Annotated in this window: 12 protein-coding genes; 6 read left to right on the top strand and 6 right to left on the bottom strand. The window is 40.3% G+C overall.

Annotated features, from left to right (window positions below; all coding sequences use genetic code 11):
- Positions 1–43 precede the first annotated feature (43 nt).
- The gene (locus FK178_RS09005; protein ID WP_146833789.1) at positions 44–1090 is read right to left on the bottom strand and encodes an oxidoreductase; all 1047 of its coding nucleotides are present in this window, start codon (positions 1088–1090) and stop codon (positions 44–46) included.
- Positions 1091–1294: 204 nt separating this feature from the next.
- On the opposite strand from FK178_RS09005, the gene FK178_RS09000 reads away from it, so the two are divergent.
- On the top strand, positions 1295–2506 hold the full coding sequence (locus FK178_RS09000) for an RtcB family protein (RefSeq protein WP_146833786.1): 1212 nt from the start codon (positions 1295–1297) through the stop codon (positions 2504–2506).
- Between the two features lie 74 nt (positions 2507–2580).
- Here FK178_RS09000 and FK178_RS08995 read toward each other — a convergent pair whose 3' ends face one another.
- Positions 2581–4947, bottom strand: coding sequence for a S9 family peptidase (locus FK178_RS08995; RefSeq protein ID WP_146833783.1), 2367 nt, complete (start codon positions 4945–4947; stop codon positions 2581–2583).
- 187 nt (positions 4948–5134) lie between these two features.
- On the opposite strand from FK178_RS08995, the gene FK178_RS08990 reads away from it, so the two are divergent.
- Together FK178_RS08990 and FK178_RS08985 are read left to right on the top strand one after the other, a co-directional pair.
- Positions 5135–5785 carry a flavodoxin family protein gene (locus tag FK178_RS08990; RefSeq protein ID WP_146833780.1) on the top strand — a complete coding sequence of 217 codons (651 nt, stop codon included), beginning with the start codon at positions 5135–5137 and terminating at the stop codon, positions 5783–5785.
- Between the two features lie 37 nt (positions 5786–5822).
- Positions 5823–6338 (top strand): adenine phosphoribosyltransferase, encoded by a 516-nt coding sequence (locus tag FK178_RS08985; RefSeq protein ID WP_146833777.1) that lies wholly within the window; start codon positions 5823–5825, stop codon positions 6336–6338.
- Here the strand turns inward: FK178_RS08985 and FK178_RS08980 are convergent.
- The 4 genes from FK178_RS08980 to FK178_RS08965 all read right to left on the bottom strand — a co-directional run bounded on the left by FK178_RS08980 (position 6332) and on the right by FK178_RS08965 (position 9863).
- Complete coding sequence (locus FK178_RS08980; RefSeq protein WP_146833774.1) at positions 6332–6487, bottom strand: SsrA-binding protein; 156 nt, start codon at positions 6485–6487, stop codon at positions 6332–6334. The two genes, FK178_RS08985 and FK178_RS08980, sit on opposite strands and share 7 nt — an antisense overlap.
- A gap of 108 nt (positions 6488–6595) precedes the next feature.
- Complete coding sequence (locus FK178_RS08975; protein WP_146833771.1) at positions 6596–8437, bottom strand: M56 family metallopeptidase; 1842 nt, start codon at positions 8435–8437, stop codon at positions 6596–6598.
- Between the two features lies 1 nt (position 8438).
- Entirely contained in the window at positions 8439–8798 is a 360-nt protein-coding gene (locus tag FK178_RS08970; RefSeq protein ID WP_146833768.1) for a BlaI/MecI/CopY family transcriptional regulator, read from the bottom strand.
- Positions 8799–8861: 63 nt separating this feature from the next.
- Entirely contained in the window at positions 8862–9863 is a 1002-nt protein-coding gene (locus tag FK178_RS08965) for a carboxypeptidase-like regulatory domain-containing protein (RefSeq protein ID WP_146833765.1), read from the bottom strand.
- A gap of 123 nt (positions 9864–9986) precedes the next feature.
- Here FK178_RS08965 and FK178_RS08960 point away from each other — a divergent pair, with 123 nt between their 5' ends.
- From FK178_RS08960 to FK178_RS08950, 3 genes are all read left to right on the top strand, one after another.
- On the top strand, positions 9987–10931 hold the full coding sequence (locus FK178_RS08960; RefSeq protein ID WP_146833762.1) for a calcium/sodium antiporter: 945 nt from the start codon (positions 9987–9989) through the stop codon (positions 10929–10931).
- Positions 10932–11046: 115 nt separating this feature from the next.
- Complete coding sequence (locus tag FK178_RS08955; RefSeq protein ID WP_146833759.1) at positions 11047–13233, top strand: glutamine synthetase III family protein; 2187 nt, start codon at positions 11047–11049, stop codon at positions 13231–13233.
- Positions 13234–13388: 155 nt separating this feature from the next.
- Complete coding sequence (locus tag FK178_RS08950; protein WP_146833757.1) at positions 13389–14570, top strand: AIR synthase related protein; 1182 nt, start codon at positions 13389–13391, stop codon at positions 14568–14570.
- The last annotated feature ends 8 nt before the right edge of the window (positions 14571–14578 follow it).

The following is a 14578-nucleotide window of genomic DNA, read 5'->3' as shown; positions in this document are numbered from 1 at the left end:
GCGGGAGTTCATCCCGCTGTTTGTATTTATAAAAAATGTTAGTTTATTGAAATGCTACCCGGCGTTTTTCCTTATTGCTTTGCATGGCAAGTTCAATTATTTTTATAACATCCCTCGCCTGTTCGGGTTTTACGATTAGTTCTTCCTTTCCCTTGATTACTTCCTGCACGTTTTGATAGAATTTCCTGTAATCTCCCACCTCACTCTCTATAGTCCCGGAATCTTCCTGAAGATTGAATTTTCCCCAAAGCTCCTGGGCTTCCATTCCCCAGCCCCAGTTACCTGCCGGTTTTAATCCGTTTTTCAACATTTCTTCCTGAGGGTCGGCTCCGTATTTCAGGAAACTTCCCTTTCTTCCGTGAACCGCAAACGCAGGACCTTTAAGGTTTACCAGCATTCCCCCGTTAAGGCTCACTTTTAAATTCGGATAGAACAGTAAAACCTCAAAATTATCAGGGACTTCTGCGTTTTTTCTCTGGGCACGAAGATCGGCAAATACCTCAGTAGGCGTACCAAACAATACGAGGGCCTGATCTATTAAATGACTTCCCAGATCATAAAGGATTCCACTCCCCGGATTCTTTATATCCTCTTTCCAGCCTCCGGGAACTTCACTGCGATACCGGTCAAAATGAGATTCATAATCTACGATCTCTCCCAGCTTTTTATTTTCTATGAGCTTTTCTACCGTGAGAAAATCACTGTCCCATCTTCTGTTATGATTAACAGTGAGTACCAGGTTATTTTTATTGGCAAGTTTGATCAATTCCTCTGCCTCTTTTACAGTAGGTGTAAAAGGTTTTTCAACTACCACATGTTTGCCTGCAGTAAGGGCTTTCTTGGCCAGTTTTTTATGTAAATGATTTGGTGCAGTAATAACTACCAGGTCTATGGCCGGGTCATTGGTAATATCATCAATTTTTGCTACAATGCGGGCATCTGGAAAATCCTCCCTGGCCGCAGCTGTATTTAAGGGATCTGTTGTCATGATCTTAGAGATCTTAAAACCATCTATGCTGGAAATGATGGGTGCGTTATATATCCTTCCGCCTTTTCCATAACCCGCCATTCCAATTTTTATGTTTTTCATCTAATTTTCTTATTTAAATTTAAAATTAAGGGTTTCTAATATTTTCAACGCCCGAATGCCTGAAACATAACTTTTTTTTAAGTTTTAGACCTGGCTGAAGTAGAATATGCAGTTTAAAAGATCTCCATAATGGCCATCAAACTTTAATATTTTCTTCAAATAGTTTGGTTGAATATTTGTTTTCTTTAGGCAAAAAGAGGGATTATGCCAAGGTTAACCATATTTGGAAAAGAACTTATTGACGAGAAATCCATTGCCCAGATCAAAAACTGTTTTGGTCCCGAGGATTTGGCAGTACTTACTGCAGATGCTCATTACGGCTACGGTCATCCTATTGGTGGGGCTGTGGCTTATAAGGATCATATATCACTCTCCGGGGTAGGATTTGATATTGCCTGTGGCAACAAAGCCGTGCGGACCTCTATTAAAGCGGCCGATGTTAATGTGCCTAAAGTAATGGATGAGATCTACAGGCGAATTTCCTTTGGGGTAGGGCGTATCAATAACGAACCCCTGGATAATCCTGTATTTGACAAAATAGCAAAAGCCGATTTCTCCCCACAGCGTAAACTTCTTGATCTTGCCACAGAACAACTGGGAACAGTAGGGGCGGGAAATCATTTTGTAGACCTATTTGAAGATGAGGAGGGTTATTTATGGATTGGTGTCCATTTTGGTTCCCGCGGCTTCGGCCATAAAACCACCACAGGATTTATAGCGATGTCCCAGAATAAAGGATTTTTTGATCCCGCAAAGGAGGGTGGAATGGATTCCAAACCTATTCTTTTTGATCTTGATTCTGCCATTGGGCAGGAATATATCGCAGCCATGAATCTGGCAGGAGAATACGCATATGCAGGAAGGGATGTGGTGGTAAATAAAGTATTGGAGATCCTGGGAACCCGGGAAACAACATTTGAAGTGCACAATCATCACAATTTTGCATGGCAGGAGGAACATTTCGGGGAAAAATACTGGGTGGTGCGCAAGGGGTGTACCCCTGCATTTCCTGGCCAAACCGGTTTTATAGGAGCCAATATGGAAGATACTTCAGTAATTATTAAAGGAAAAGATACTCCACTCTCCAGGGAAGGATTATTTTCTACGGTGCATGGGGCAGGAAGAGTGATGTCCCGTAGGCAGGCGGCAGGAAAAACAAAATGGCTTCGGGGAAAGGATGGCCGAAAGCGCCCCACAATTGTCTCCAAAGGTGCGGTAGACTTTGATGCGGTGCGGGCCCGGTTGAAAAATAAGGTAGTTTTACGCGGTGGCGGAGCTGATGAAGCTCCTGAAGCCTATAAAAATCTCGATGAAGTATTAAAGCATCAGGGAGAAACAATTGAGGTGCTTCACAGGTTAAAACCCATTGGCGTAGCTATGGCCGGTGATGGCACTTTTGACCCTTATAAGGATTAAGAGAAAGATAGAAAATTCAAAACCCGGAGATAATTTCCGGGTTTTGAATTTAAGATGGGTTATTGCAATAAAAATTAATTCTGTTGCTCCAGGAGCGTATCGTTGAATAATTTCAGGATTCTCCTGTATTCATCTGTCCAGCTGCTGGGTTCAGTAAAGCCGTGGTCTTCCACAGGATAAACCGCCATTTCCCAATTTTCTTTCTTCAGCTCAATAAGACGTTGAGCCAGCCTTACCACATCCTGAAAATGTACATTTACATCTACCATTCCATGAGCTATAAGAAGATTGCCTTCCAGACCTTCAGCAAAATAAATAGGGGAGGACCGTTTGTAAGCAATGGGATCTTCGGCGGGTGTATTCAGGATATTGGAGGTGTAACCGTCATTATAATGAGCCCAGTCTGTAACCGAACGCAGGGCTGCCCCGCTTTTAAATGTTTCGGCTTCGTTAAAAAGAGCCATTAGAGTTATGAAACCACCATAACTGCCTCCGTAAATACCTACATTTTCCTCGTCCACACCATGTTCAGCAACAAGGTATTTAGCACCATCAACATGGTCTGAAAGATCTTTGCCTCCCATGTGGCGATAAATTCCCGTTCTCCAGTCTCTCCCATACCCGGCGCTTCCGCGGTAGTCTATATCAAGGACAGTATATCCCAGGTCTGTAAGCAAATTATGAAACATATATTCCCTGAAATAGCTGGACCACCATTTATGTACATTCTGTAAATAACCTGCCCCATGAACAAATATCACAGCGGCTCCATTATTCACATTTGCCTGGGGCTTATATAACCTTGCAGGAACCATAGCTCCATCTTCCGCTTTAAATTGTACAAGCTCCGGCTCTCTCCAGCTATAAGCCTTAAATTCTTCACTTTGACCCGATGTAAGTTGGGTAGCGGTGGCATTGGCTTTCGTGCTTTTTACATAAAGCTCCCAGGGTTTATTGCTGTATGAATAAAGGATTGCCATATTTTTTTCATCGGGAGAGAGACTTACATTATTATTTCCCGTCATAGTGGTAAGTTTCTGCATTGGGCCTCCCATAACCGGCATTTTATAAAAATGGCGTTCTCCGGGCCCAACATCGCTGCTTGTAAAGAACCAATGTTTCTGGTCTTTGGAAAGTGATGGGTCAAAGACTTCAAATTTTCCGCTGGTAAGTGCCTTTTTATTGCCTGTGGTTACGTCCAGGAGATAGAGGTGAGAATAGCCGCTTTCTTCACTCTGGAAATATATATGACGATTATCGGGAAGCCACCCAATAGTTCCCCCTCCAAAAGAATGACCAATGCCGGGTCCTGCGATCCAGGCTTCATCTCTCTGGCGATCCAGGGTTTTAAGGTCTCCGGTTTGAGGGTCAAGCTGGGCAAGCCAGCGATCCTTGTTATCTCGAGACCGAACATTTACAATTGCATGCTCCCCGTTATTGGAAAAATATGGGCCAGTAAAAATTACATCCCTTTCCTTTTCTTCCCATTCTTTGTCCGGGTAATCTTTAATGTAATCTGGCAGATCCTTAATTCCGGTTAAATTCGTTGCTTTAATCATTATCACCGTGTCCTTTTCAAGATGATACACAGCCATTTCAACTTTTGAATAGTCATCTCCTACCTTCGTTCTGGTGGGAAGATTTACTGTATATCCAGATGCATCTACATAATTGGGTACTTCTGTGCGCTTGTTGTCAACCCGGGTTAGCAGGTTGAAAGTGGCATATTTCCCATTAGGGGCTAGCTGTAGGTTAGATACAGTCTTTTTCCCTGTATAAAAAGTAAAAGCATTCTTATCTCCCATTTTGCGGTAGGCATCGCTGTCTTCTTTTTTCTTTTCCCGTTGGCGCACCACTTCCAGCAAACCTAGGTTCTCCTCTCTTACCCAATCGTCTTTTTTGGAAAGCTTAGCATCTTTTTCCTGTTGTTCACCACTTCTAATGTTGGTAAGTTTTTCAAGGTTCCCGGCTTTAAGGTTGTAAACAAAAAGATTATTGTTCATACTAAAGGAGATCTTATTTTCATCAAAAAGAAAATGAGGATCTGAGATCCTTTCCCCAAGATCCAGGATCATGCGGTCTTTTTTACTGCCTGCCTCCCAAAGCATAAGGCTTCCATCTTTTATATAGACCTTTTTACTCCGGTCTTTAGAATAATTTCCGGCACCGGTTAAAAGGTTTTGTTCTCCCCGGTCTACTTTTATAATTTGATCCTTTGCATTCAGTTGGATCTTATAAAGGGAATCTGAAGGGTCTTTCTGAAGATTATAATTAAAATAAATGGTTTTGCTGTCTTCACTCCATCGAATATTTGAAGGGAAGGTTCCCATCCAGGAGGGATCCTGCATGATCTTTTCAACGCTAAGGGAGCTTTCCTGTGAAAAGAGCTGAAAACTAAATAAAATAAAAAGGGGGATTAGTTTTTGAAGTCTGCTTTGCATAAATTTTTTACTGAAGTGAGTTTGATATTTTAATAAGGGGCAAGTTAAAAAAATATTCCACTGAAAGAAAGGAGCTTAGAAAAGAAGCTGAGTTAATTTGGTTTTTCACCTTTGGGAGGTTTAACCTGGAATTAACGCTTGTTCTTTATTCTTTTTAATAAGTTAGATCGAATGAAAATTTAAAACAATGAAACTAAAAGCCTTATTCCTAAACTGTACACTTAAAAAATCTCCTGAGGAATCCAATACTGAAGCCTTCATTAAAAAAGCCGAAAAGGTTTTCCACGACCTTGATGTTTCAACCGAAATTATACGGGTGGTTGATAAAAATGTAAAATTTGGAACTACTTCCAGTGAAGGAAGGGGAGACGGGTGGCCTAAGATCCTGAATAAAGTAAAAGCAGCAGATATGTTGATCATTGCTACCCCAATATGGAGGGGAGACCGTGGCGCGGTTGCCAAAATGGTTGCCGAACGGTTTGATGGAATAATGGAAGAGGGAAATGATAATAACGGGCAATATCCAACTTATAATAAAGTTGCCGGAGTGATGGTTGATGGAAATGAAGATGGTGCCAAAAAGGCTATCTCCAGTACGGTATTTGACCTTTCGGAACATGGTTTTACAGTTCCGGTAAATGCATTTTCATATTATGTTGGAGAAGCGGGGCCGGGCCCCAGTTATATTGAAGCGGGGGGAGATAAACATGAATTCACCAATAATATGATCCTTTTAATGGCGCACAATATGGTGCATATGGCAAAAATCCTGAAAGAAAATCCTTATCCAACCGATATTAAGAAACTTGAAAAAGAAGCTAAAAAAATGAGCAAATAAGCTCTTAGGATGTACTTACTTTTTTTATCTTTCTGTTATGAAAGATATAGAGAGTTACATCCGCGAAATACCAGATTTTCCTAAGCCCGGTATACAGTTTAAAGATATTACTCCATTGCTTCAGGACCCCGATGCAATGCTGGAAACCGTTTCCCGGCTTATAGAAATGATAGGAGATGTAAAGATTGATAAGGTGGTAGGAATAGAGTCCAGGGGATTCCTGTTTGGAACCCTCCTGGCACAAAGATTAAATGCAGGATTTGTACCGGTAAGAAAACCCGGAAAACTCCCCTATAAAACCTATTCTGAAGTTTATGAACTGGAATATGGAAAAGATACCCTGGAAATTCACCAGGACGCCATTAAAAAAGGAGAAACGGTTTTGCTTCACGATGATGTTCTTGCTACCGGGGGGACCGCCAGGACTGCTTGTAACTTAATCAAAAAAATGGGAGGGATAATTGTCCAGTGTAATTTTCTAACCGAGTTATCTTATTTGAATGGCCGGAACAAACTACGGGGGTATGATGTGGAATCACTTTTTATTTATTGATCCAGCGCGTTTTTTGTAACCCATAATTTCCACCCTATAATCGCCAGTTGAAATTTTGATGCTTTGGCCAGGTCCAGTTGTTGTTTGGAATAACTGGGGAGCAGTCTCTTATTTACCCGGGACAACATTTTAAAAAATCCTTTTTTCATAGTGAGGGGGTTGGTTCTTCCAAAGATATTGAAAATTAGACTCATGGTCGTACAAAAAGAGGCAGCTTAAAATGGCTGCCTCTTTCCAATACCTTTATTTTATCTCACCTATTTTTTCTTGTTTTTCAGGGTGATCTCTATAACACCACCTTTTGCTTTTTCGCCGTATTTTTTTACCGCCATTTCTCTTTTTAAAACACTGATGTTTTTAATTTGTGAATTATCTAGACTGGTCATATTAAAGTCGGCAGGTTTTTCCTCGCCATCCACAACTACTAAAGGAGTATCGACATAATAACTTTTGTTATTCGTGATAACCACCCTTCTCCCAACTTCAGTATTAACTCGTTCCGGAAAAAAAACTTCTTCACCAGCACGGAATACTCTTGTACGACCCCGGTTGCTGTCATCACTAAATTCAACACTATGAAGGGTATATGTAGGATTATATTTAATACTATCAGGCATTACCCTATTTGAGGTTGAATAGGTGAAGCCACTAGATTGAATGGTGTCGCCTGATTTTTTTGTGGTAATAATAATTGCCCCATCTTTTGCAGCATCCCCATAAAGGGAAACTGCAGACGGTCCCTTTAAGACATTAATACCACTAATATTGTTAGGATCAATCGCTTTTATTGTGGAGGCATTCTTCAAAACCTTTCCGTTAAGAATATACACTGGTTCTGAACCTTCGTTTTTTATATCAAAGGAGATCTTGGTACTGTCTTCCGGGGAAGTTTTAAATACTGTTTTCTTTACATTTACTGTATTGGATTTAACCGGCGCGTGGGCTTTTGGACTGGTAAACCTGCTGCCTTCTTCCTTATTGTAAACATACCTGAAACTTTCTATTCCACCGGTGTTGCTTTTGGTTACAGAACCAGATGAAACATTGGATTTGTCAATAAATTCAACCTTAATATTGGTTAATAAACCCTCTTCATTGTATTTGATATCGTTGAATTTCAGGATGACGTCGTATTCAGCCATTAAGTTTATATAACCTTCAAGGTCTTCCCGGGTGGTATTTTTATCGATATCAATGAAAACTTCCATTACGGTGGTTAATATGGTAGTTTTCTCCTGGGAATATACTTTGGTTTGTACATTAAATACGAGCATAAATGCCAGAAGTGCAGGAAATACCAAACTGATCTTCCAGAGGTTTTCGGTGGAGGTTTTGTTATTGTTAAGCATAAGAATTCTTTTTTTAATGAATGATTTATAGAATGAATTTGAAAGAGCGGGTTGCAGGTCTCCAAAGGAAACTTTTACGAGGGTGTGCAAATATTCTTTTTTTGAGGAAACTGCATCCACCGTTTCCCTGTCGGCAATAAACTCGAGGTTCTGAATAATGCTTTTTTTATAAAACCAGGCCAGGGGATTGAACCATAGAAAACAGGTTAAGAGGTTTCCCAAAAGCAGGTCGAAAGTGTGACCTTGCCCGGCGTGAACCATTTCATGTTTCAATATGAGTTCCAGTTCCTGGGGGGTATGGATCTTTGGGTTATAGATTATGTAATTAAAAAAGGAAAAAGGGCTGGTTTCTGCTTTGGAATGCAGCATTTTAAATTTATCCGAATTTTGTTTTGGCAGGGAATTTACAAGAGATATGATCCTGAATAACTGAAGCATAAATCTAAGCAACAAAATTCCTGAGACAAGGAAATAAATTACTCCTGAAATAAACCACCAGTTGATTTCCTGTTCTGCTGCAGTTATCAAAAATTCTGTATGTGATACCTCCGGTCCCGGTGCTGAAACCTCAACTACTACTTTTTTAGTAAAATAAACCAAAGGAAGGATAAAGCTCCCACAGATACCACCCAGGAGGAATTTCCGGTTTACTTTAAAAGAAGTATCATTTCTTAATAATAGAAAATAGGCCATATAAAATATAGTGAGGATGCCAGCGCTTTTCAGAATATAAACAAGGAAAACTTCCATATTATTTCTTTTTTTCAATTAGGTCCAGGATCTCCCGGAGTTCCTTTGCACTTATCTTTTCTTCTTTGGCAAAAAAGGAAACCATGTTTTTATAAGAATTATCAAAGAATTTTTTGGAAGCGGTGTTCATAAATTGTTTCCTGTACACTTCTTTGGAGATCACGGGAAAATATTGATGTGTCTTACCATACGCTTTGTGACCAACATATCCTTTTTCTTCCATATTTCTTATAATAGTTGACACTGTATTATAATGAAGGTTTTCCTCCTCGATCTCTGCCAGCACATCTTTTACAAAAGCCTTCTCCAGCTTCCAGAGAATGTGCAGGATCTCTTCTTCTTTATTGGTAAGTTTTTCCATACTAACTTTAATTTAGCGAAATATAACGAAAAATATAGTTATAAACCTATAAAAATAGTTGATTTATAAATTATAGTTCAAAGGCAACATTAAGGCAAATCTGGAATTCCCCATTTCTCCACTGAACATCACACTTTGGGGCGGGGAGAAATTCCCATTTCTGTCTATGAAAAATTTACCATCTGCCTGAATTTTAGATTGCACAAGTGGCCCATATACAATGATGAGGTTATCTGTTTGTAATTCTACTTCAGTAAGATTGCCGGTGGTTCTTATGCTGAAGAAGGCATAGGGCAACACCTCCAGTTTGTCATGAAAGATCCTGAAGCCATTTTCCCAAAGGCTTTGAGAACCCAGCGCCCTCATAAAATGCAGGGAAGAGCCATTGAAAGTGGATTCCCGGTTGTTGAGAAAACTGGCCGATGGTTTTTTTCGAAGTTCCTTAAAGAAGCTATAGCCCTCAAAATATACCAATTTGGTATACCTTAATCCGGTTGCCGAATTGAATTCGGCTTTGAAATTGGTTAAATTATAGGTGACCTCATACCCCAAATACCGGTTAACTATTTTCAGCGGAACATCTGCATATGCAACAAGTGTTTCGGTTGAAGGAATATACCTTAATTGAATATCTTTCTCGTTTTGGATTGCACACTTCAGAGCCGCAGGAGTTTTTCCCAGGAATTCCCTCTTAAATATCTCAAGCTTTTTCTTCCTGCTCCAGGGATCTGTTTCAAGATGTACTTCCTCTAAACTTTCCTGGCTTTCTTCAAGGAAAATATAACCCAGGTCTTGTTTTCCCAAATGGTCCTGGATAAATGTTGTTTTGTACCCCAGGGCATTTATAATAAGGACACTGATTAGGCTGTTTTCTGTTTTTATAGAAAACCGGCCATCCTGTCCCGAAGCTACCCCAATACTGGTGCCGTCGAAATAAATTGCAACCCCGGGGATTGGGAGGGAATCGGTCACGCTTAGTATCGTTCCGGTGATTTGGGTTTGGGCCTGCCCCAAAAATCCTGAAAGCAGGAAAACACCAATAAAAATTTTAAACCTGTAAAGCATAAAAAAAATTAAACGATTTTCAAATATAACTGTATTTATAGTTATAAAACTATTTTTGTCGTTATAAAATTTGAAATCGGCAGTTTTGAGATGTTTCTTATCTTCGTTGCCTAAAAAATTTAAATGAGTATATTATTTATCCTGATAGGACTGGCATTACTGGTAGTAGGTGGAGAGTTTTTGGTAAGATCATCTGTTGGTTTATCCTTTAAGCTGAAATTATCGAAAATGGTCATAGGTCTAACGGTGGTTTCTTTTGCCACTTCGGCTCCTGAACTATTGGTGAGCTTACAGGCCGCCCTCAACGGATTTTCTGATATTTCGCTTGGAAATGTAATAGGTTCAAATATTGCCAATTTAGGACTGGTGCTGGGAATTACGGCTATTATCTCACCACTGGTGGTAGATCGTGACTTCTACAGGTTCAACTGGCCGGTAATGATGTTGTTCTCCATTGCGCTATATTTTTTGCTTCAAAGCGGTGGCGTACTTTCAAGAATAGAGGGGATTATTCTTGTGGTGTCCCTGGTGGTATATCTATTCTTCTTAATAAGACGTGCCAAAAAAGTAAAAGTTGATATGGCCGATTTAGATGAAACCCTGGAAAAGACATCTAACTTCAAAATAATTGTATGGCTTCTTATAGGGGGGGTAGCCCTTTGGGGGGGTGCAGAATTGTTGGTAAAAGGGGCAGTAGATGTTGCCGGGATGATGGGAATAAGTGAAAGAGTAATATCTGTTACTATTATAGCCATTGGTACCAGTGTCCCGGAACTGGCAGCTTCGGTAATTGCGGCACTTAAAAGAGAAAAGGCGCTTTCCCTGGGTAACCTTATTGGTTCCAACATTTTTAATATCTCCTCGGTTCTGGGGATCACCGCGATTATTCAGCCAATAAATCTGGTTTCAGAAAAACTTCTTAGTGTAGATGTTTTCTGGATGCTGGGATTTGCTTTTATCCTTATTCCGCTTGCTTTTCTTCCGCAGCGATTTATATTAAGCCGTTACAAAGGTTTAATTCTTTTTGTTCCTTATGTAATTTTTATTGGATTGGCATTTTTGGAATAATTAAGGGGGGGGGTCTGGAACAATTTAAGTTAAATTTAATATTAATACCCCCAAAAATTTAGGGGGTGTGTTTAATATTTTGTTACTTTTGCCGGGTAACCCTTTAAAAATATCCATGGCAACATTAAGATTTCAAGCTTTAAAAGAGACCCTTAACCGCAAGCCGGTTAAAATTGACGAGACAGACCGCAGATCTGATCTTTTTGGAAAAAATGTTTTCAATGAAGCTGTAATGCGCCAGTTCCTTACCAAGGAAGCATTCAACAGTGTAATGGAAGCTAATATTTCTGGTTTAAAAATTAGCCGCGTCGTGGCCGATCATATTTCTACCGGAATGAAAGAATGGGCCATTACAAAAGGCGCAACCCATTATACTCACTGGTTCCAGCCGCTTACCGGCTCTACAGCTGAGAAACATGATGCCTTTTTTGAAACAATTGGAGACGGCCTGGCCATTGAGAAATTTGGAGGAAATCAACTTGTTCAACAAGAGCCTGATGCTTCCAGTTTTCCGCACGGGGGGATAAGAAATACTTTTGAAGCAAGAGGTTATACTGCCTGGGATCCTACATCTCCGGCCTTTATTTATGGAACCACTTTATGTATTCCTACCGTATATGTATCATATACCGGGGAAGCATTGGATTATAAAACACCGCTGTTACGTGCTTTGCAATCTATAGATGGCGCAGCTACCGCTGTGGCTAAATATTTTGATAAGAATGTAAACCGTGTAGAAACTACTTTGGGTTGGGAACAGGAATATTTCCTTATAGATTCTGCTCTCTTTGCCTCAAGACCAGATCTACAATTGTCTGGCAGAACTTTGCTGGGACATTCCCCAGCCAAGGGTCAGCAGTTGGATGACCATTATTTTGGGTCTATCCCTTCAAGGGTACTTGCCTATATGAGAGATCTGGAAATTGAATGTATGCTTTTGGGGATCCCGGTGAAGACACGCCACAACGAGGTTGCACCCAACCAGTTTGAACTTGCTCCTATCTTTGAAGAAGCAAACCTGGCCGTAGATCATAACTCCCTGCTAATGGATGTGATGGATAAGGTTGCTGAAAGACATAATTTCAAGGTGCTTTTTCATGAAAAACCTTTCCAGGGAATTAACGGAAGCGGAAAACACAATAACTGGTCTTTAAGCACCAATACAGGGGTGAATTTATTAAGCCCCGGTAGCACGCCAATGAAGAACCTGCAATTCCTTACCTTCTTTATCAATACCATTAAAGCGGTACACGATTATGAGGAGTTGTTAAGAGCAACTATTGCAAGTGCGGCCAATGATCACCGTCTTGGAGCCAATGAAGCCCCACCTGCCATTATATCTGCCTTTATAGGTAGCCAGTTAACAGCAGTGTTGGACGAGCTTGAAAAAGTAACCGACGGGAAATTATCACCACAGGAAAAAACAGAACTTAAATTAAATGTAGTAGGAAAGATCCCTGAAATCCTCCTTGATAATACTGACAGGAACAGGACGTCCCCATTTGCATTCACCGGGAATAAATTTGAATTCCGCGCTGTGGGATCGCAGGCAAACTGTGCCAATCCAATGACAGTTTTAAATACGATCGTTGCCAAGCAGTTAACAGAATTCAAAAAGAGCGTAGACTCCCTGGTGAAGGATAAAAAGATGAAGAAGGATGATGCCATCTTCAATGTATTAAGAGAATATATCCAGGATTCAAAAAAGATCAGGTTTGAAGGAGATGGTTATGGCGAAGCCTGGCAAAAAGAAGCTGCCAAAAGAGGTTTAAGCAATAATAAAACCACACCGCAAGCCCTTAGAGCTCAAATTTCCAAAAAGACCATCGCGCTTTTTGAGGAAATGAAGGTAATGAACAAAAGGGAGGTTGAAGCCCGCCACGAGATCGAGCTGGAAGAATATTCCATGCGCATTCAGATTGAGGGTCGTATCCTGGGAGATATTGCGAGGAACCACATAATTCCTACAGCAATTAAATACCAAAACATCCTTATTAAAAACGTTCGCGGATTGAAAGATATTTTTGCTGAAGACTTTAAAACGCATTCTGCGGAACAGCTGGAGATCATCAAAGAAATTTCAGATCATATTAAAAACATAAATTCAGATGTTACAAATATGATCGATGCCCGTAAGAAAGCCAATAAAATAGAAAATGCACAGGATCGTGCAGATGCTTATTGTGATAACGTAAAGCCATTCTTTGAAACTATAAGATACCACTGTGATAAACTGGAACTTTTGGTTGATGATGAAATCTGGCCATTGACGAAGTACCGGGAGTTATTATTCACCCGATAGTTTTAATAAAAGATCCCGCTACGGCGGGATTTTTCTTTTAAGGAGTTTGAAAATAACTTCTTTGTTAGAATATAAAAACCATAAATAAAGGTTTCTCCCTGCTTTTCAGAAAATCAAAAGCATGTATCTTTGAAAACTTATAAAGAAAACATTCCATGAGCCAGGAAATAAGCAAGAGATATGCAGGCAGAGGTGTATCTGCAGGAAAAGAAGATGTGCACAACGCTATCAAAAATGTAGATAAAGGGTTATTTCCACAGGCCTTTTGCAAGATCGTGCCAGATTATCTTACCGGGGATGAGGATTATTGTCTCATTATGCATGCAGATGGTGCAGGAACAAAGTCTTCTCTCGCTTATATGTACTGGAAGGAGACCGGGGATCTTTCGGTATGGAAAGGGATTGCACAGGACGCGCTTATCATGAATATAGATGACCTGCTGTGTGTGGGAGCAACAGATAATATTTTGCTTTCTTCAACCATTGGCCGCAATAAGAATCTGATCCCCGGGGAAGTGATCTCGGCAATTATTAACGGGACAGAAGAACTTATAGCCGATCTTAAAGAATTTGGAGTTGAGATCCATTCAACAGGTGGAGAAACGGCAGATGTTGGGGACCTTGTGCGCACCATAATTGTAGATTCTACTGTAACCGCCCGTATGTGGAGAAATGATGTGATCAACAATGCCAATATTAAACCGGGCAATGTAATTATTGGTCTTGCTTCCTTTGGGCAGGCTTCCTATGAAAAGGAATACAATGGCGGTATGGGAAGTAACGGCCTTACCTCTGCACGTCATGATGTGTTTTCCAAGATCCTTGCTGAAAAATATCCGGAAAGTTTTGATAACAGTATTCCTGAAGAACTTATTTATTCGGGGACAAGATCGCTTTCAGATAAAATTGAAAATTCACCCCTGGACGCCGGGAAACTCGTGCTTTCGCCTACAAGAACCTATGCCCCGGTTATTAAAAAAATCCTCTCCCAATACAGTAATAAGGAGATCCATGGAATGGTTCATTGCAGTGGAGGTGCCCAGACCAAAGTCCTGCATTTTATAGATCATATGCACATAATAAAAGATAATATGTTCACTGTGCCGCCGCTCTTTAAACTTATACAGCAGGAAAGCAAAACAGACTGGAAGGAAATGTACCAGGTTTTTAATATGGGGCACCGTATGGAATTATATGTTGATGAATCTATTGCAGACCAGATCATCCAGATTTCCCGGTCATTTGATGTGGAGGCCAAGATCATTGGAAGGGTGGAACCCGCAGATACTAAAAAACTAACTATAAAAAGCGAGCACGGCGAATTTGTTTATAATTAAAACACGGG

This window comes from Antarcticibacterium arcticum (assembly GCF_007993795.1).
Lineage (GTDB): Bacteria > Bacteroidota > Bacteroidia > Flavobacteriales > Flavobacteriaceae > Gillisia > Gillisia arctica.
Note: the sequence above shows the minus strand (reverse complement) of the source record. Positions and strands in the feature narration are given on the sequence as shown.